We start from the raw sequence: 16,181 nt of genomic DNA, 5'->3' as shown, positions 1-16,181 counted from the left end.
GGAACATGATTCACCTTTTGCACGGCAACGGCGGGGGTGAGGATGCGCGGGACGGATGAGGCGAGCGGGTCGCTGTTCAGCTATGTGGACCTTGAGGCGCGCATCCCGGCGCGGCATCCGCGTCGCAAGATCCGGCAGGTGGTGAACGAGGCGCTGACCAACCTGGATGGTGAGTTCGAGGCGCTTTACACCGACTTCGGCCGCCCCTCGATTGCACCGGAGCGGCTGATCCGGGCAAGCCTGATCCAGATCCTGTTCTCGGTCCGCTCCGAACGGCAGTTGATGGAGCAGATGCAGTATAACCTGCTGTTCCGCTGGTTCGTCGGCCTTGGCATTGATGATGCTGTCTGGGTCCCCACGGTGTTCACGAAGAACCGCGACCGGCTGGTGACGACCGAGATGTCACGCAAGGTGATGGCCGCGATCCTGGCGCATCGCGCGGTCGCGCCGCTGTTGTCAGACGATCATTTCTCGGTCGACGGGACGCTGGTGAAGGCCTGGGCGTCGATGAAGAGCTTCCAGCCAAGGGCAGGAGACACACCGCCCGACGACGACCCGGGCAGCCCGCCCGGACCCGAGGCCACCACCGAAGATCATCCCGCACCAACTGAACCCGAGACCGACCCCATGCCCCGCGACCGAAGCCAGAACCGCAACGCCGAAGTCGATTTCCGGGGCGAGAAACGGTCCAACGCCACCCATGTGTCTAGGACCGACCCTGAGGCGCGGCTTTACAAGAAATCCCCCGGCACCGGGGCGATGCTGTGCTTCATGGGCCATGCGCTGATGGAGAACCGCTCGGGCCTGATCGTGCAGGGTGACCTGACGCAGGCCGACGGCCATGCCGAACGGCGCGCGGCATTGGACGTGATCCACCGCCACTCTCCTAGATCGACCCGACAGCTGACACTGGGCGCCGACAAGGGCTTCGACGCGGCCGGGTTCGTCGCCGACCTGCGCCAGGCCTGCGTTACCCCGCATGTCGCGGAGAGGTCGAGATATTCGGCGATCGACGGCCGAACGACCCGGCACGAGGGCTATGCCTTGTCGATCAGGAACCGCAAACGGATCGAGGAGGCCTTCGGCTGGGCCAAGACCGTCGGCGGCATGGCACAGACCGTCTATCGCGGCGTCGAGCGGGTCCGCTCCCGCTTCATCCTGACGATGGCCGCCAACAACCTCGCCCGGTTGCCGAGGCTGCTGGCCGCATGACGATGCGAACCTGCATCAGCCACGCATGCCTGCCGCGGCCACACCGCCGACGCTGAAGGGCGCACGTCGTCCAAGCGGGAGATCGTTCCGGCCCAGAGACTTCTTCAGCGGCCTGTTAAAGCTGCGAGGCTGTAAGGCTGAGAGGCTGAGAGGCTGAGAGGCTGAGAGGCTGAGAGGCTGAGAGGCTGAGAGGCTGAGAGGCTGAGAGGCTTCTCATCTTATAGCCTCTTACAGTTTTATGCTCTATATCTCCTAAGCTTTACTTGTTTAAGGGCTCGATGTGAAGTTGGTTCTGCCCTTTTACACTTCTCTTGCTCTATGCTCTGCGGCTCTAAATCTTTCACACTGCACATAGCCCAAGCGTTGACGCTGTGGCGCTTCGCAACTGAACTGCTTTGTTGCTCAAATGCTTCAGAGATTCTCTGTGCTTTTGCTCTTAGGTTGACCGGCTTCACGTAGCTTGATCTTACTGGCTTTGCCGCTCTTGTGCGCCGCGTCTCCACGGCTCCGATGCTCCGCGGCACAACAAGGCTGGTTCACAGAGGGCAGGGCGACATGAACAAGGGCGTTCGAGTGATCGCGGTTATCAGCCGCAAGGGAGGGTGCGGGAAGTCAACGCTGGTGCGCGGACTGGCAAGCGCCGCCGTCGCACGAGGCGAAAGGGTGACGATGTTCGACACCGACAGCAGCGAAAGCATCGTCGGCTGGATGAACGTCGCCAAGGAACTCGGCAACTGGAATGATCGGGCCGAAGTGATCCACACCTACGACCCGGCCGAGATCACCGCCAAGCTCGATGCGATCTATGCCGAACCTCCGCACGATCACCTAGTCTTGGTCGACACCTTCGGCGGATCAAGCGAAGCCTTGGACGATGTGGTACTGCAAGCCGATCTGATCGTTGCACCGATCCGGCCCGGCCGGGGCGATTACCTGGAAACCATGCAGACCCTTCTCTGGCGCGAGCGCCTGACGAAGCGTGTCTCCGATCCGTCCGCCGTGCCGGAATACCGGGTCGTCGTGAACGCCATGCCACCGGAGCCAAGCGCCATCGAAAAACAGGCGGTCGAAAAGATCATCCGCTCGATGCCGGTGATTGAGGAGCCGATCATGGAGCGCAAAGCCTACAAGCAGGTCGATGGGGAAGGGCTGCTCGGGGAAATCCGCGATAACACCCGCAAGGGCATCATCCAGAACCACCTGACGAACGCCCTAGAGGAAATGCATGCCGTTCTCGAACTGCTCGACAAGGCCGTTGCAGTCCGGATGGAGGCACTCTGATGGCTCCCCGAAAAAGGCGCACCTTCATCATCGAACGCGATTCGGCCTTTGCTAAAACCATCGGATCGGTAACGAGTGACAAGCCCGACCCCTTGAGCCTGGCAGTTGCCGAAGCGAGCCGCCGGATCAAGGCGGAGTATCCTGACTCCAAGCCGCAGCCCGGCGAACCGCCGGCAGTCGGCAACCCTGCTTCCACACCGCTCCCAACTGCCGAGGCGGACATGCAGACCGCCCCGCCAAGCCGAGAAGCAATCCAGGGCGAGGCCATCGAGCCCAATCTCCCCGAGGCGCCCCGGCCCGCACCCGCAGCGGAGCCCGACGTGGCTGCCGACGCATCGCAGGAAACTGCCGCGCAGAATGGCGGCCAAGCCGGGCCGGCTGATGAGCGCAAGGACGCCACTCGGCGATCCACAGAGGAAAGACGGACCAAAGCGGCTGGGGTAGGGAAGGCGGGTGCCCTTGTCGAAGTGCGCGTGTCCATGCTGGTCCCCACGGATCTTGCCAAGCGCGCCGAAAAGTGGGGCAAGTCGATGGGACTGTCCGGCGTGACCGTACTGCGGCAGTCGTTCTCCAGGCTGAAACTCGAACTCATGGCAGAGATGAAAACGGTCAAGGCTGGCGACATTCACATGGAACGTGCCGAGAGTGTCGGACCTCGGATTCAATCGCTGTTGCGGTTCAGCGCCGCCGATTATGCCGACATGCAGGCCCGTCTTGATCCCGCAGGGTTCGGCATCCTGCCCTCGATGCTGAACCACCATGCCCGCGCGCGCTTCTCATCCTACCTCGATGAGCTGATGGCGAACGCAGGTTACTGATGGAGTGATCCCCGCACAGGGCAGGGATCGCGATAAAGGCGCGATGCGCGCGTCTTCGGGGGATTAGGACAAGCCGAACCCCTTGGCCTGGAAGGGCGCAAGCGCGCCCGCATGGGAACCGCCGGTCCCCCCGCGTGGCGACGACGGGACATGCAGCCTCCGTGCCGCGCAAGCGGCTGCGGGCGCCGCACAGGCGCATGGCGGCGCTTGGCCTGGCCTTGGCCGGGGGCAAGTGCCGCCTACTTGGACGAAGGGTTGCGCCCTGCTCGATGCTGGACGCGGAGCAGGGGCTACTCGACGCTCCCAATAAAGCGTTTGCCGTGGCGGTCGCCCATTTCATAGATCAGGGCGGGCCTCGGCCTCGCTGGCGCAGATGATCGGCAGGTCGTCGGGATCGTCGCGGCCCCCATGGATCATACCGCGATCCCCGGCTTGAGATTGCCGTAAAAGTCCAGCCAGCCGCGCGCGGCGGCGCAATCCATGCAGATGCAGGTGCCCGTGCCCTCGACCACGACCGGGGCGAGATAGACCCAAAGGTTCAGCCTGCCGCATTTGCGGCAGGCCAGGCGGGGCAGGGGGGGTAGGGCCGCTCATGCGGCCCTCTTTTCTTCTGCCTCGATCTGCTGACCCTTCATCAGCCATTCGGCGGCCTTCTGCGCCTCGCTGGCGGCTTTGAAGATCAGGCGCTTGTCGTCCTTCAAGGCGCGCAGCCAGCTTTGGACATAGGCGCCGGACTGGTCAAAATCGGGGGTCAGGCCAAGCCGGGCACAGGTCATGCAGCTGCCAATCTCAGCCACCAATTCTTCGAACGCATAAGCCTTGCGGTCGGTGAAGCGGGAAAAGCGGTCAAGGCGGCTCTTGTGCCCTGTCGCATGGCAAGCCTCGTGTGCAAGGGTGCCGTAAAATCCAGCGGCGCTGTGAAAGGTCGCAATCGGCGGCATGTGAATGAAGTCGGAGCCGATGTCATAGAAGGCGCGGGGGTCGTCGCTGGTGCGGATCTCGATGCCGGTTCCTGCAAAGAATGCCTCAAGGGCGGGGTCGGTCTCGGTGCCAAGGTCGCGGGCAGGCTCGGCGGGGGTGCCGTAGAATTCGGCGGGCAGGCCGTCGATCTGCTCGGCGTTAAACACCCGGTAGGCTTTCAGGTAGGGCAGGCGGCGTTCCTCGCCTGTCTCCGCGTCCTCGCGCTCAAAGGTGCCGTACTTGACAACGGTTGACGATTTCTCGCCCTTGCGCACCTGCCCGCCTGCCTCTTGCGCCTGCTTGTAGGTGAACCAGCGGGCGGCGCGGTAGCCTTTGGCGTGGGCGGCCAGCCACAAAATCAGGACATTGATGCCGGAATAGGGTTCGCCGTTGTTCCTGAGCGGGAAGGGTGCGCCGCCCTTGTCGCCGGTCCACGGCTTGCGCCATGCCGGGGTGCCTGCCTCGATGCTGGCAATGATGCTGTCGGTGACATGGGCGTAGAGGTCGAACTTGTCAGCCATGTGTGGCTCTCCTTTAGCGACGGTGGCAGCGGGGTCTTTTGCCCGTTCCGCCGATGGGCGAGCCTTCCTGATCTGCTGTCTCGAAAGGCCCATGCCTTTCGGAAAGCAGAGCGGGGAGGGCGCAGCCCTGCCCGTGGCCCCGGCCGGGACTGTCACGGGGTCGGGAAGGCGGGGTGGTGCGGCCCGCAGCCCGGCAACGGGCGAGGACACGGCCCGCCTGGACGACGACGCCCGGCAACGGGCGGCGCTTGCCCCTTGACCGGCTCGGCCGGGGATGCGTGGCGGACCCACAAACAGAGAGGCGTCGGACGGGGGTGAGCGGGCGTGAGCCCGTCGATCCCCCGGAACGGCAAACGGATCATCTTGGCCCGCGCCTTGCGCGGGCCTCTCCGGTATCTTCTTCCTGCCGCACCGCGACGGCAGGGGAGGTCAGAAGGGAAGGCAGCTAGCTCTGTGCATCACCGGCAGCCTGCAACTGCCCGCCCGGTTGACCACAGGCTGACGCTCGATCCCTGTGGTCTCGCTTACAGCCTGGCTCGCGACCTTGCGCCTCCACTCCCAAGGTCGTTCCAGCACAAGGCTGGACAACCGGGCTCACGGCCCGCGTCAGCGGTCCCGCCCAAAGGGACGAGATGGGCAGGGCAGGGCGACCAGGACCGGCGGGCGAGGGACTGGCTCGGGATGAGACAGGCATCCGCACGGCGCAGCCGGGAGCATCGCCCTGACCAACTCGGGTGGAGGCCGGCTTGCCGGCCGGAACCGGGGACGCGACCCGAAGGGGGACGCCCGCTGGTATATCCCGTTCAAGGTTGCCTATATATCCTAGAAGGATATACTTTTAAGGAAGCGAGGATATACCATGCCACTCTACATCAAAGACCCTGCGGTGGATACACTTGTCGATCAGTATCTCGCGGCAACCGGCATGACGAACAAGACGGAGGCTGTTCGCCGTGCCCTGTCCGACCAGTTGCAGGCTCTGGCTGACAAGGAAACCCTGACGGACCGGGTTGCGCGGATACAGCGCCGGGCAGCGGAGGCCGGGTTTGTGTCCCCCGGCAGCGACATTGCGGCAGACAAGGCGTTCATGGACGAACAGTGGGGCGAGGACTGATGTTTCTCGACGCCAGCGTTGTCGCCGCCGTCCTGTTGCAGGAAGAGGATGGCCCTGCGTTCCTGAAGGGGATGGAAGCCGCGCGAGGCACGTTGCGCTATTCGCCCATTGTGCGCCTGGAGGCGGCTCTTGCCCTTGTGCGCAAGCGGGTCGAGCGTCGCGGCAAAGGCCCGGCGACAGCCGAGGACTTTGCCGCCGCGACCGATCTTGTCGATGAGCTGCTGAAGGCGCTTGAAGCCAAGGAAATGCACATCACGGGCAGCATGGGCGCCGAGGCGATCCGCGCGCTGTCTGTCTATGGCAAGGTGGTCGGGCATCCGGCGCAACTGAACATGGGCGATGCACTCTCCTATGCCTGCGCCAAAGCCTTCCATGTTCCGTTGCTCTACAAGGGTAATGATTTTTCCCAGACTGATCTGGCATAGAACAGCAGCGCAATGGCGTGGCCGCGCAGCGGCGGCCCGGCGCAGCCTGAGCGCCGCCCTTGTCCTGGCGCTGGCCTGCCGGTGACAGGACAGGGGAACCAGAGCCAGCAGAGACAAAAAGAAGCCTCGCGCGGGGCAGGGCCAAGTGAACCTTCGTCGCTGAAGGAATGGGAATGTCAGTCGGGCAGGCGATACGTCAGCAGCCAGGACGGGCCGAAGGTGTTGCGCACCTGGCGAAGCTCCGGCTCCGCGCGGCCCGTCGAGGATAGCCATTCGGCCAGCAGGCGGCTTTTCCAGCGTCTGCCATGTTGGTCGCGATAGGCCCGCAAGGCGTCGATCTGTTCGGTGCTCAGACCTTGCTCCTCAATAGGTCGTTGTGGCATGTCTCTGCCTCCCCTGTTTGTTGTGTGATCCGGGAGCGTGGTCCTGGTCGTCTGCCGCCCCCGGATTTCATCACGTCAGAAGCAATCCGGCACCCAAGCGTCGATCCGGGCCTTTGCCTCCGCTGTGAGGCGCCATGCCTTCTGATACTCGGCATCGCTGAACAGCCGTTCCATGCAGCGGGCCTTTTCCGCTTTCTTCTGCGCCGTGTGGGCCTTGAAGCCGCGGCCCTCGGGATCGCAGCCGGTCAGGTCCAGATGCAGGCTGTCCAGAGTGTCGGCGCTGACGCGGTTGAAGAAGTTCTCGGCGGTCGGGGTCCAGACCTTGCGGATGCTGGCTCCGCTGTCGGCCTCGATCAGGGCAAAGAAATCGGCATTGCCCGCGCCATAGGGCAGGGCGCGCGCCACGCCTTCCACCAGTGCGGCATTGCGGGCCTTCTTGCCTGCCGCCGTGAAGTCGCGGAAGGCTTGGGCCAGATCCTCAACCCGCAACTCCGGGCGGCTCCATGCCTCATGTCCTGCCGGGGGATGGGCCAGCCGGTCGGACCATTCGAGACAGTCCGTCTTGCTCGGGCAGTTCATGGGGCGTCCCGGCGACAGGTCAAAAACGCTCGTGCTGACGCCAGAGGCCAGCGACAAACCGAAGGCCAGCAGGTCGAACACCATGTCCGGCTTGTCCAGCAGGGCGGTCTGGATCGCGGCCAGCCGGATCGCCTTCATGTCCTCAACCAGTGCGCCGGTATAGGGCGATCTTGGCGCGGGCGCGGCATCGCCGCCGGTCGCATGGGCGGCATGACCGGTGAGAGCCCCGGCCTCGATGGCCTCGGCCCGGTCCTCGGCCCGCACCCACGGGCCGCTCAACTGTACCGTGCCGCTGTGGCTGACATAGACATGGTAGCCCGCCGCGGCGCGTTGCGCGTCGGTGAAGTCGCCCTTGATGATCGCGTCCAGAGCATCAAGTTCGGCCTGCCCGGCCTCGTCCAGAGCATCGGCGTTCGCCAGTTCGGCCAGTTCGTCATACCGCTCGGCCTGTTCCTCCGTCAGAACCCCCTCGACCGGATAAAGGCGGGCCAGCTTCTCGGTGACGGAATAGGAGACATAGTCGTCGGCCATGACCTCGGCCCACTTCCAGACGGCGGTCAGCCTCTCGGCCTCGGCGTTCAGCCGCTCGGTGAACAGGTCCTGCAACAGGTCGGCATCGTGCAGCGTCACGGTCTCGCTGAACAGATCGCGGCTCACGCTGCCGCCTGCGGCCTCATAGGCATCCAGTCCGACAAAGCGGGCGCGGCGATCGGTGGCGCTGACGGCTGCGGGCTGCAATGCCTGCTTGATGCGGTGTTCCGACACGTCGCGGCCCTTCACCTCGGCCAGAATGGTCAGGGTCAATGCCTCATCCTGCGACACGGTAAAGGCTTTCGCCATGCCAAGGCTGATCTGGCCCTCTTTCAGCGCGTCCAGAACCGGGGCGGGCAGGGCTGCCAAGGCAAGGCGGCGATACACATGGGCCTCGGTCTTGCCGAAGCTGCGGGCAATGGCTGACACGTCTGCGCCTGCCTCCTTCATCCGGCCATAGGCGCGGATTTCGTCAGCGGGGGCCAGATCCTCCCGCGCCGCGTTCTCAGCACTGGCCCATGCGCGGGCGGTGGCCTCGTCGGGCGCAATGCGAACCGGGATGGAGGCCAGTTCCGGGTGCCGTTCGGTGACCGTGGCGTCACGCTCGATGGCGCGGGCGATGGCGCGCAGCCTGCGGCCTCCGGCGACAATGCCCACGCGGCCCTCTGCATCGAGGATGCCGGACAGGTTCTGGATCAGGCCGATCATGGCAAGGCTGTCGGCCAGCAGGTCGATCCCCTCCGGGTCGGCGTCCTGACGCGGGTTCAGGTCGGACAGGTAGAGTTGGGCCAAGGAAAAAAACTGGATGGACGCGGGGGCGATGGTTTCGCGTTTCATGGGAATGATCCTTTTGCGACGGATGGTTTTTGACAGGGGTGCCCCGCCCCTCCGGGGGCATGGGCCAAGCTGTTCGGGTCAGTATTCAGAGGGGAACAGGATGGTCAGGACGCGGTGCGTCTTGGCCGGATCGCTCGGGTCGTCGGATCCGTATTCGCGGGCCGGGTCGTAATAGTCGATTTTCCAGTAAAGCCGTTCGCCCTCTACGGTGACGACGCCGAAGCCGTGATCGCCCCGGGGGTCGTTGTCCAAGCCGAAGTCGCAGTCGCGAGCGACGGCCAGGCAGGCCTCGGTCTGAAAATCCCGGCCCCGGTGATTGACACCCGCCGTCACGACAACGGTGCCGGGAAAGGGGCACCCGCTGTCGATCAAGCCTGCGCGGAAGGCGTCGTTCTGCTGGCGGAGGATCAGGGTTTCGCGGCTCGGAAAGTCCCGTGCCGGGCCGAAGTGGTCACAGTGCGGACAGGTGCAGGGGGGAACCTGGGCCAACTGCTCGGATCCGCAGGAACCACAGACATAGGCGATATGGGACATGCCATTCATGGCGCTCTCCTTTAGCAACGGGGCGGCGGGGTCATCTGCCCGTTCCGCCGATGGGCGAGCCTTCCTGTTCTGATTTCTGAAAGGCCCATGCCTTTCGGAAAGCAGAGCGGGGAGGGCGCAGCCCTGCCCGTGGCCCCGGCCGGGACTGTCACGGGGTCGGGAAGGCGGGGTGGTGCGGCCCGCAGCCCGGCAACGGGCGAGGACACGGCCCGCCTGGACGACGACGCCCGGCAACGGGCGGCGCTTGCCCCTTGACCGGCTCGGCCGGGGATGCGTGGCGGACCCACAAACAGAGAGGCTGCGGACGGGGGTGAGCGGGCGTGAGCCCGTCGATCCCCCGGAACGGCAAACGGATCATCTTGGCCCGCGCCTTGCGCGGGCCTCTCCGGTATCTTCTTCCTGCCGCACCGCGACGGCAGGGGAGGTCAGAAGGGAAGGCAGCTAGCTCTGTGCATCACCGGCAGCCTGCAACTGCCCGCCCGGTTGACCACAGGCTGACGCTCGATCCCTGTGGTCTCGCTTACAGCCTGGCTCGCGACCTTGCGCCTCCACTCCCAAGGTCGTTCCAGCACAAGGCTGGACAACCGGGCTCACGGCCCGCGTCAGCGGTCCCGCCCAAAGGGACGAGATGGGCAGGGCAGGGCGACCAGGACCGGCGGGCGAGGGACTGGCTCGGGATGAGACAGGCATCCGCACGGCGCAGCCGGGAGCATCGCCCTGACCAACTCGGGTGGAGGCCGGCTTGCCGGCCGGAACCGGGGACGCGACCCGAAGGGGGACGCCCTGTTTATTCGATGAAAAGGACTGAAACCTGCATCAGAAGTCCAAGGCCAGTGGTAAGGATGAACAAAGTAGCCAAGCCGCTCCCGCCTGACTGCTCACCCTTCTTCGATCCATCTTCGCTTGGCACGGTTGCCCCTCCGCAGCAGGGACACCCCCCCTGAGGTAGCTGTCTCTCCCGCATGAAACGCAATCAAATCCCATTCCCTGTCACCTTTCCAAATCGGGACTGGCGGCTCTCGATGGTTTCAAGACGCCAGCAAATATCTTGCGTCCTGCACCAGCTTTGGCAGTTCATCCTCAGGTTTTGTGCCCTTTGCCAACGCCGGTTCAAAAGCCCGTCGTGCGATCACCAGCATCTTCCTGAGCGGCAACGACAACCCTTCGCGTTCCAGACATTCGACTGCGCCAAGCACGGCCTGCTCATACAGTTCTATCTGGTTTCCCGCATCGCCAGGAGCCGGATCTGCTTCCGGAGGTCCACAAAGATCACAAGGTCAGCTGATGCTGGACCAGACGGCTTGGGTCGCACCTTTGATAACGGGAATGGACCCTGGCAGCGCCCACTCGGCCGCGGCATGAACATCCAGATCCGCAGCCTAAACCTGCTCCATCTCTATGCGAGGCTTATAGCAGCAAGGATACCGCTGTTTCTTGATCTGGAAGAGAAATGGTATCGCGTCGGTGACGGCGAAACCGGTGTTCTGCAGTTCGTGGTTGCCGATCCCGATGGCTACCTGCTCAGGTTTTATGAACCGCTGCCGACGCGCGGGGCTAGACCCGCACGGTCGGCAATTCACTGATCCTGGTGGTGTATCGGGGTGAGCGGTGATCGGCGCGCAAGCGCCATTCACCAGCGAAGCCTTCGCGCGCCAGCACCATCGTCTTTTTGCCGAAGCGGTCGTTGATCGCATCGAGCGCGTCCGTCAGGCGCGCATCACGCGGTCGGTCAGGCTGGAACAGCAGGACCGGCTTGTCGGCCTCGGGCAGCAGGTCATCGAGGATGACGCCTGCCTTGGTATAGCCGCAGCCGTTGCCGGACGGATCGCCGCGCCAGCCTCGGCGCGCGGCTGATACGGCGGCGTCCACCAGGTCGAAGGTATGGTTGGACATGGGCCGCAGGCGCATGCTGCGCGAGGCGGAGTGCTGCGGCCGGTCCGGCTTGTGCGGATTGGTGTGAAAAAAGACGGTTAGCGTTCCCGCGACAAGGCCATGCTGGCGCAACTTCTCGGCCGCGCGGGTGGCATGAGCTGTGACGGCCTGCGCCAGCACATCGAATGTCGTCATGGGCGTGCCCGAGGATCGCGTCACGGCCATACCCTTGCGCTGCGGCGGCACGTCCTCGAAGTCGATACAGGCGATGCCGCGCAGCTCCGCCACCAGCCTTTCGAGAACGACCGTGCCAATCTTGCGGGACAGCGCCATCGGCAGGTCGCGCAACGCGGCCGCGGTTCTGACGCCCTGGGCTGTCAGCCTGGCCTCGGTCGCCGGGCCGACGCCCCATATCTCTCCTATGGGGACACGCTGCATCACATAGTCCCGCACCTGGGTGTTCATGAGATTGCAAACCCCGCCGAAGATTGGGTTCTTCTTGGCAGCAAAGTTCGCCAGCTTGGCGAGGGTCTTTGTGGGCGCGATGCCAACGCAGGTCGGGATGCCCACTTGCGTGCGGACCGCCTGGCGCATCCGGGCCGCGTGCGGCTCCATCCGGTCGCCAAAGCCGGACAGGTCAACAAACGTCTCGTCGATCGAATACACGTCGAGGCGTGGCGAATAGCCGTGCAGCACTTGCGTCACGCGTGCCGATAGATCCCCGTAAAGCGTGTAGTTGGAGGAAAGGGCCTTGACGCCGTGGCGCTCCATGAAGTCGCGCATCTTGAAGGCAGGCGCCCCCATTTTGATCCCGAGAGCCTTCGCCTCGTCAGACCTCGCAACGGCGCAGCCGTCATTATTCGAGAGGACGATCACGGGGATGCCGTGCAGCGAAGTGTCGAACAGCCGCTCGCAGGACACATAGAAATTGTTGCAGTCGATCAGGGCTATCGGCTTGTCGGATGCCTTAAGCATGGCCCTATTCGACGGGCAGGCGGCGCACTACACCTGCCACCACGCCCCAGATCTCGGTCGTCTCGGAGACCGGGATCGTCTCGTATCCATCGCTGCGGGCGCGCGGGTCCAGGAACCAGACGCCCTCCCGCCTAGCGAGCTTCTTGACGGTGATCTGCCCATCGACCAGGGCCAGCACAATCCGCCCGCTGCGCCGCCGTCCTGCCCGGTCAACGGCGATCAGGTCGCCGTCCAGAATACCTTCGGCCTCAAGGCTGTCGCCGGAGACGCGCCACCAGAAGGTCGCGTGTTCGTGGCGGACAACCCATTTCATCGGATCAACGGTTTCCTCAAGATCGTCCGCCGCAGGCGAAGGAAAGCCCGCTGGCACCCATATGGCGGCCAGAGGCATATCGCGGTCGATCAGCGTGACGGTCAGAAGTTGAAGATCAAATGACATGGCCTGAGAACAAGACGTGAACACGAGCATAGTTCCTACCGCCTGCTGTTCGTCAAGACCTGTGATGATCGCAAAAGAAAGCCCCGCCGAAGCGAGGCCAAGTTTTCCTCCGTTGCAGGAAGGAAAATCGGAGACCAGTCCAGTGGCTATGCGAAAGGATGGGCGGATAGCGTTCGCAGATCGGCATTGGCCTGACGCCACACCATTCCGACGACCAGGCCCACATATGCAATGGCAAGACCACAGACAACGAGAGTGGGGCTGCTGACACCAACAAGATACAGGGTGAAGCCACTGCTGATGATGGTGAGAACCAGCATAAACGCGGCGTACTTCTTGCGCTCTCTGGGTGCATCCACAATCTGGTGGGCAGCATATTGCTCGGCTGCTTGTGCATTCTGGAAAAGGGCCGGTTGGTCCTGGTCACTCTTGATCGCTTCCACTCGCCCGTCCGGGTAAGCGATCGCAGCCTGAAAGACATTGCCGTTCTGGATATAAGTCGGGGTTTGCATGTTTCCTCCGTCACAGAAGGCGGATTTTCAATCATACAGTGGTCTTGCGAAGGGTCAAGATCACGGTGGCGATGCGGGTGCCGACCTCGGCAAAGCTCTGCGGCGCTCGATGTCCTGCGTCGCGCGGCGGCACGGGCGCAGGCGCATGATCCGCGCCGCGATCCGGCGGTGATCGAGGCGCTGATGCTGGCCTGTGACGGCCACCCGAAAGGGGTGCTGATGGAGGCCGCGTGGAACAGGGGCGCGGCGCTCACCCATCCGGGACTGCGGATGGCCGAGTTGCAAAGGATTGCCGATCTTCTGGCAGAGGCACAGGCAGGCCGCAGGTGATACCTTGCAACAAGAAGCCCCGCGCGAGACGGGGCCGAGTTTTCCCTTGTCACACAGGAGGGAAGATCAGACGTCTACGCGGCAGATCTGCGAAGGTCAAGATCGCGGTGGCGACCCGGTTCCCAGCAAGGATCGGAAGAGTATTGCGGTGGCCGGGTCAGGCTGCGCGCAGCCTGCATCTGCCGAACGCGATCTCGTGGCGGTGACGACCCGGCTGCTGAGGGAATGCCATGAGCAGACAGGCAGGCTCATCCTGCCAGGCATCTCACGGGCACTGAAAGCGTCACCTGCAGGCCCTGCGCTGCCCATTCAGCAGTGATGGTGCCGCCCAGACTGTCGATGGCGCTCGACACCATCGTCGTGCCGAAGCCTGTCGCGAGCGGAGGACCCGCCGTCGGCGGACCGCCCTGTTCTTCCCACGCGATCTCGAAGCTTTCTCCCCCGTTTCGGCAGTCGACAAGCACCCGGCCCTCTGCGTTCGAGAGAGCCCCGTACTTGATGGCATTCGTCGCCTGCTCGTGCAGGATCAGCGCCAGTGTCGTCGCGGCGGACTGCCCCAGCGGCAGGTCATCGCCCGTGATCCGGATCCGCCTGCGATCCTCGTCGTAGGGATGCAGCAACACCTTCAGCAGGCCCCTTACCGTGCTTTCGCGCTCGTTCCGGGCCGAGAAGCTGCCGGGAAGAACATAGTCGTGCGCCCGTGCAAGCGCACCGATGCGTCCCCGGAACGCCGTGACGAACGCGCGTGCGTCTCTGTCGCGGGCCGAGGCAGACGCCAGACCGCTGACGACACTGAAGACGTTCTTGATGCGGTGGGACAGCTCGCGCGTCAGCAGGTCGCGTGCCTCGATCGTCCCCTTCAATTCCAGATGCGCCATCGTCTGGCGGGCGAGGGCGCGCAGCACCTCCTGCTGCTCGCTTGTCAGCCCTTCTGGCCGGGGTTGGTAGTCCAGTACGCAGACAGTGCCGAGCGGCAGCCCTTCAGGTGTATCCAGCCGGGCGCCGGCATAGAACCGCAGGTGCGGGGACCCGGTCACCAGCGGATTGCAGTCGAACCGCCGGTCGTCCGCCAGATCCGGGACGACAAGGATTTCCGGCTCGAGGATCGCGCGGGCGCAGATCGACACGTCGAGCGGCATCTCGCGGACGCCCAGGCCGATCTCGGACTTGAAGAACTGGCGGGTGTCCGCGACCAGGTTGACCACCGCCATGGGCGCCTTGCAGATCAGTGCCGCAACGCGGGTGATGTTGTCGAACTCGGGTTCGGGTGAAGTGTCGAGGATGCCATAGCGCAGAAGCGCGGCAAGCCGGTCGGCTTCGATCCAGCCCGGCGGGGCTCCGATGCCCGCCTGACTGCATCCGTTTTCAACGTTCACGGTCAAGCATCCCACCGTCATTGCCGAACATGATCTCTGAACAACTCCGCTCCGGGCGACGCCCTGAGGCGGCAAGCGCCGCCACCCCCGAGCCGATGTCCGTTACCGTTTACGTCGAAATTCCACGGCCCGGCAATCAGTCCCCGCACAAGGCTCCATGATCTGTTGCTGGCCTCGGAGGCAAAAGACAGAGGCCGTGGGGGACGCGGTCAGGGTTCGTCGGACGCAAGCTTGTCATGAAGGTTCCGGTAGATCGCATTGTGCCTGTATCCCAGCAGGCCGAGAGAACAAAGCGCGTGCAGGCGTGCCACGGCCTATCAAGTGGGGGAGGGGGCAGGTATGATCGAAGAAGGCCTGGACCGACCAGAAGCGGACCCGCGACCCTCAGGCGGTCCTCTCGGTGGGAGGCGCAGATCCGGACACCGCGACGGAATGGATCCCGACGCCATCGTGTGAGCGCCACAAACCAGCGCCGCCCGTATGATGTTGCCGATCCCGACCGATGGTTCCAGCACAGGCGCTCGGGAAGTGCGATCCGCCGCTGATCGGGCAGGGCGCCCACAGCAGCAACGGGAGTCGGACAGAGGAGCGCAATGCGGGCGGAACAAAGGCCCGGCCCGATATCGGGAGCCACACCATCTTTTAGTTGAACTGCACGCATTGAATTCTTGAATCCTGGGAAAATATATGGTGAGCGATGCCTTCGCAAAGCTGTCGCTGTTCCCAATAAGAAAAAGGAGACCGAACGGATGGACGCAGAAAATCAGAAGACTGAATTGTCCGGCAAGCTGGAAAGCCTCGACGTCGACGAACTCAAGGATCTGCGGAAGACCGTGGATCGTGCCATTGCGAGCTATGAGACGCGAAAGCGGCAGGAGGCCATTTCCGCAGTCGAACAGGCAGCCCGGGAGCATGGCTTCAAGCTGGCGGATCTGCTTGGCAACGGAAAAGCGGGCAGGGGGCGGAAATCCGAGGCCGGCAGCACGGAAAGCGCTGCGAAATACGTCAACCCCGACAATTCGGAGCAGACCTGGAGCGGTCGTGGCCGTCGTCCGCAGTGGATCAATGAGGCGCTGGAGTCGGGCCGCACGCTCGAGGAATTCGCGGCGTGAGACAAAGAGGGGCGCAGCGCCAGCCGTGCCCTTTTCCTGCCCTGGTCCGTCACCAGGCAGAATGAGGCCGGGCACGAATGACCGGGGTCAACGACAGGGCAGCGCTGACTGAACTGCTGGCAACGGCGATCAGCTATCGCGAGCGCGAGATCGCCAGCATGAACGCCTCGGTCCCGCTTCTGGAGAAAGCCGAACGGCAGTGGATCGAGAACGCCCATGACGAGGGCGAACGCTGGCGTGGCCTCGCGACGGACGATTTCATCCCGATGGTGGATGCGCTGATGGTGCTGAACCGGTAGGGAACCGCCTATCTCGTAAGCGTCCTATGACTTAGCGCGCGCTGAGTGCTAGATGAGGCCTT

The 16,181-nt window shown here is 64.0% G+C and carries 17 protein-coding genes; 9 read left to right on the top strand and 8 right to left on the bottom strand.

Annotated features, from left to right (window positions below; translation table 11 throughout):
• Positions 1 to 42 precede the first annotated feature (42 nt).
• From JGR78_RS16795 to JGR78_RS16785, 3 genes are all read left to right on the top strand, one after another.
• On the top strand, positions 43 to 1,212 hold the full coding sequence (locus tag JGR78_RS16795; RefSeq protein ID WP_182805420.1) for an IS5 family transposase: 1,170 nt from the start codon (positions 43 to 45) through the stop codon (positions 1,210 to 1,212).
• Positions 1,213 to 1,767: 555 nt separating this feature from the next.
• On the top strand, positions 1,768 to 2,493 hold the full coding sequence (locus JGR78_RS16790; protein ID WP_182805422.1) for a P-loop NTPase: 726 nt from the start codon (positions 1,768 to 1,770) through the stop codon (positions 2,491 to 2,493).
• Positions 2,493 to 3,311 (top strand): hypothetical protein, encoded by an 819-nt coding sequence (locus tag JGR78_RS16785; RefSeq protein WP_182805424.1) that lies wholly within the window; start codon positions 2,493 to 2,495, stop codon positions 3,309 to 3,311. Before JGR78_RS16790 ends, JGR78_RS16785 begins: the two co-directional genes overlap by 1 nt.
• A gap of 590 nt (positions 3,312 to 3,901) precedes the next feature.
• Here the strand turns inward: JGR78_RS16785 and JGR78_RS16780 are convergent.
• A complete protein-coding gene (locus JGR78_RS16780; protein WP_182805426.1) occupies positions 3,902 to 4,792 on the bottom strand; it encodes an ArdC family protein in 891 nt (296 codons plus the stop codon).
• A gap of 859 nt (positions 4,793 to 5,651) precedes the next feature.
• Here JGR78_RS16780 and JGR78_RS16775 point away from each other — a divergent pair.
• Both JGR78_RS16775 and JGR78_RS16770 read left to right on the top strand, forming a co-directional pair.
• Complete coding sequence (locus tag JGR78_RS16775; protein ID WP_182805428.1) at positions 5,652 to 5,906, top strand: type II toxin-antitoxin system VapB family antitoxin; 255 nt, start codon at positions 5,652 to 5,654, stop codon at positions 5,904 to 5,906.
• Positions 5,906 to 6,331 carry a type II toxin-antitoxin system VapC family toxin gene (locus JGR78_RS16770; RefSeq protein ID WP_220495411.1) on the top strand — a complete coding sequence of 142 codons (426 nt, stop codon included), beginning with the start codon at positions 5,906 to 5,908 and terminating at the stop codon, positions 6,329 to 6,331. The genes JGR78_RS16775 and JGR78_RS16770 overlap by 1 nt, the downstream gene beginning before the upstream one ends.
• A 176-nt stretch (positions 6,332 to 6,507) precedes the next feature.
• On the opposite strand, the gene JGR78_RS16765 is transcribed toward JGR78_RS16770, so the two are convergent.
• The 3 genes from JGR78_RS16765 to JGR78_RS16755 form a co-directional block, all read right to left on the bottom strand.
• Positions 6,508 to 6,714 (bottom strand): hypothetical protein, encoded by a 207-nt coding sequence (locus JGR78_RS16765; RefSeq protein ID WP_182805433.1) that lies wholly within the window; start codon positions 6,712 to 6,714, stop codon positions 6,508 to 6,510.
• Positions 6,715 to 6,789: 75 nt separating this feature from the next.
• Entirely contained in the window at positions 6,790 to 8,661 is a 1,872-nt protein-coding gene (locus JGR78_RS16760) for a ParB N-terminal domain-containing protein (RefSeq protein ID WP_182805435.1), read from the bottom strand.
• Between the two features lie 78 nt (positions 8,662 to 8,739).
• Complete coding sequence (locus JGR78_RS16755; RefSeq protein WP_220495412.1) at positions 8,740 to 9,204, bottom strand: DUF3768 domain-containing protein; 465 nt, start codon at positions 9,202 to 9,204, stop codon at positions 8,740 to 8,742.
• Positions 9,205 to 10,562: 1,358 nt separating this feature from the next.
• On the opposite strand from JGR78_RS16755, the gene JGR78_RS16750 reads away from it, so the two are divergent.
• Entirely contained in the window at positions 10,563 to 10,787 is a 225-nt protein-coding gene (locus JGR78_RS16750; RefSeq protein ID WP_182806087.1) for a hypothetical protein, read from the top strand.
• Here JGR78_RS16750 and JGR78_RS16745 read toward each other — a convergent pair.
• The 3 genes from JGR78_RS16745 to JGR78_RS16735 all read right to left on the bottom strand — a co-directional run bounded on the left by JGR78_RS16745 (position 10,759) and on the right by JGR78_RS16735 (position 13,002).
• Positions 10,759 to 12,051: a Y-family DNA polymerase gene (locus tag JGR78_RS16745; RefSeq protein ID WP_182806089.1), complete on the bottom strand. Its 1,293-nt coding sequence runs from the start codon at positions 12,049 to 12,051 to the stop codon at positions 10,759 to 10,761. The two genes, JGR78_RS16750 and JGR78_RS16745, sit on opposite strands and share 29 nt — an antisense overlap.
• Before the next feature lie 4 nt (positions 12,052 to 12,055).
• A complete protein-coding gene (locus tag JGR78_RS16740) occupies positions 12,056 to 12,490 on the bottom strand; it encodes a LexA family transcriptional regulator (protein WP_182806091.1) in 435 nt (144 codons plus the stop codon).
• 146 nt (positions 12,491 to 12,636) lie between these two features.
• Positions 12,637 to 13,002 carry a hypothetical protein gene (locus tag JGR78_RS16735; RefSeq protein WP_182793519.1) on the bottom strand — a complete coding sequence of 122 codons (366 nt, stop codon included), beginning with the start codon at positions 13,000 to 13,002 and terminating at the stop codon, positions 12,637 to 12,639.
• Positions 13,003 to 13,170: 168 nt separating this feature from the next.
• Here JGR78_RS16735 and JGR78_RS16730 point away from each other — a divergent pair, with 168 nt between their 5' ends.
• A complete protein-coding gene (locus tag JGR78_RS16730; protein ID WP_182806093.1) occupies positions 13,171 to 13,332 on the top strand; it encodes a hypothetical protein in 162 nt (53 codons plus the stop codon).
• A gap of 248 nt (positions 13,333 to 13,580) precedes the next feature.
• On the opposite strand, the gene JGR78_RS16725 is transcribed toward JGR78_RS16730, so the two are convergent.
• Positions 13,581 to 14,783: a sensor histidine kinase gene (locus JGR78_RS16725; protein WP_200559531.1), complete on the bottom strand. Its 1,203-nt coding sequence runs from the start codon at positions 14,781 to 14,783 to the stop codon at positions 13,581 to 13,583.
• Positions 14,784 to 15,457: 674 nt separating this feature from the next.
• Here JGR78_RS16725 and JGR78_RS16720 point away from each other — a divergent pair.
• Together JGR78_RS16720 and JGR78_RS16715 are read left to right on the top strand one after the other, a co-directional pair.
• A complete protein-coding gene (locus tag JGR78_RS16720) occupies positions 15,458 to 15,820 on the top strand; it encodes an H-NS family nucleoid-associated regulatory protein (RefSeq protein WP_182806098.1) in 363 nt (120 codons plus the stop codon).
• 77 nt (positions 15,821 to 15,897) lie between these two features.
• Positions 15,898 to 16,119 (top strand): hypothetical protein, encoded by a 222-nt coding sequence (locus JGR78_RS16715; protein ID WP_182806101.1) that lies wholly within the window; start codon positions 15,898 to 15,900, stop codon positions 16,117 to 16,119.
• The last annotated feature ends 62 nt before the right edge of the window (positions 16,120 to 16,181 follow it).

This window comes from Paracoccus sp. MC1862, assembly GCF_016617715.1.
In the GTDB taxonomy this organism is placed as follows: Bacteria; Pseudomonadota; Alphaproteobacteria; order Rhodobacterales; family Rhodobacteraceae; genus Paracoccus.
This window is presented reverse-complemented; position numbering and strand designations above follow the sequence as displayed.

What these genes read in the sequence shown, in the direction of transcription:
- JGR78_RS16745 (WP_182806089.1), bottom strand. Translation starts at nt 12,051, where the DNA reads ATGCTTAAGGCATCCGACAAGCCGATAGCCCTGATCGACTGCAACAAT.
- JGR78_RS16740 (WP_182806091.1), bottom strand. Translation starts at nt 12,490, where the DNA reads ATGTCATTTGATCTTCAACTTCTGACCGTCACGCTGATCGACCGCGAT.
- JGR78_RS16785 (WP_182805424.1), top strand. Translation starts at nt 2,493, where the DNA reads ATGGCTCCCCGAAAAAGGCGCACCTTCATCATCGAACGCGATTCGGCC.
- JGR78_RS16780 (WP_182805426.1), bottom strand. Translation starts at nt 4,792, where the DNA reads ATGGCTGACAAGTTCGACCTCTACGCCCATGTCACCGACAGCATCATT.
- JGR78_RS16770 (WP_220495411.1), top strand. Translation starts at nt 5,906, where the DNA reads ATGTTTCTCGACGCCAGCGTTGTCGCCGCCGTCCTGTTGCAGGAAGAG.
- JGR78_RS16790 (WP_182805422.1), top strand. Translation starts at nt 1,768, where the DNA reads ATGAACAAGGGCGTTCGAGTGATCGCGGTTATCAGCCGCAAGGGAGGG.
- JGR78_RS16795 (WP_182805420.1), top strand. Translation starts at nt 43, where the DNA reads ATGCGCGGGACGGATGAGGCGAGCGGGTCGCTGTTCAGCTATGTGGAC.
- JGR78_RS16775 (WP_182805428.1), top strand. Translation starts at nt 5,652, where the DNA reads ATGCCACTCTACATCAAAGACCCTGCGGTGGATACACTTGTCGATCAG.
- JGR78_RS16750 (WP_182806087.1), top strand. Translation starts at nt 10,563, where the DNA reads ATGAACATCCAGATCCGCAGCCTAAACCTGCTCCATCTCTATGCGAGG.
- JGR78_RS16755 (WP_220495412.1), bottom strand. Translation starts at nt 9,204, where the DNA reads ATGAATGGCATGTCCCATATCGCCTATGTCTGTGGTTCCTGCGGATCC.
- JGR78_RS16760 (WP_182805435.1), bottom strand. Translation starts at nt 8,661, where the DNA reads ATGAAACGCGAAACCATCGCCCCCGCGTCCATCCAGTTTTTTTCCTTG.
- JGR78_RS16715 (WP_182806101.1), top strand. Translation starts at nt 15,898, where the DNA reads ATGACCGGGGTCAACGACAGGGCAGCGCTGACTGAACTGCTGGCAACG.
- JGR78_RS16720 (WP_182806098.1), top strand. Translation starts at nt 15,458, where the DNA reads ATGGACGCAGAAAATCAGAAGACTGAATTGTCCGGCAAGCTGGAAAGC.
- JGR78_RS16735 (WP_182793519.1), bottom strand. Translation starts at nt 13,002, where the DNA reads ATGCAAACCCCGACTTATATCCAGAACGGCAATGTCTTTCAGGCTGCG.
- JGR78_RS16765 (WP_182805433.1), bottom strand. Translation starts at nt 6,714, where the DNA reads ATGCCACAACGACCTATTGAGGAGCAAGGTCTGAGCACCGAACAGATC.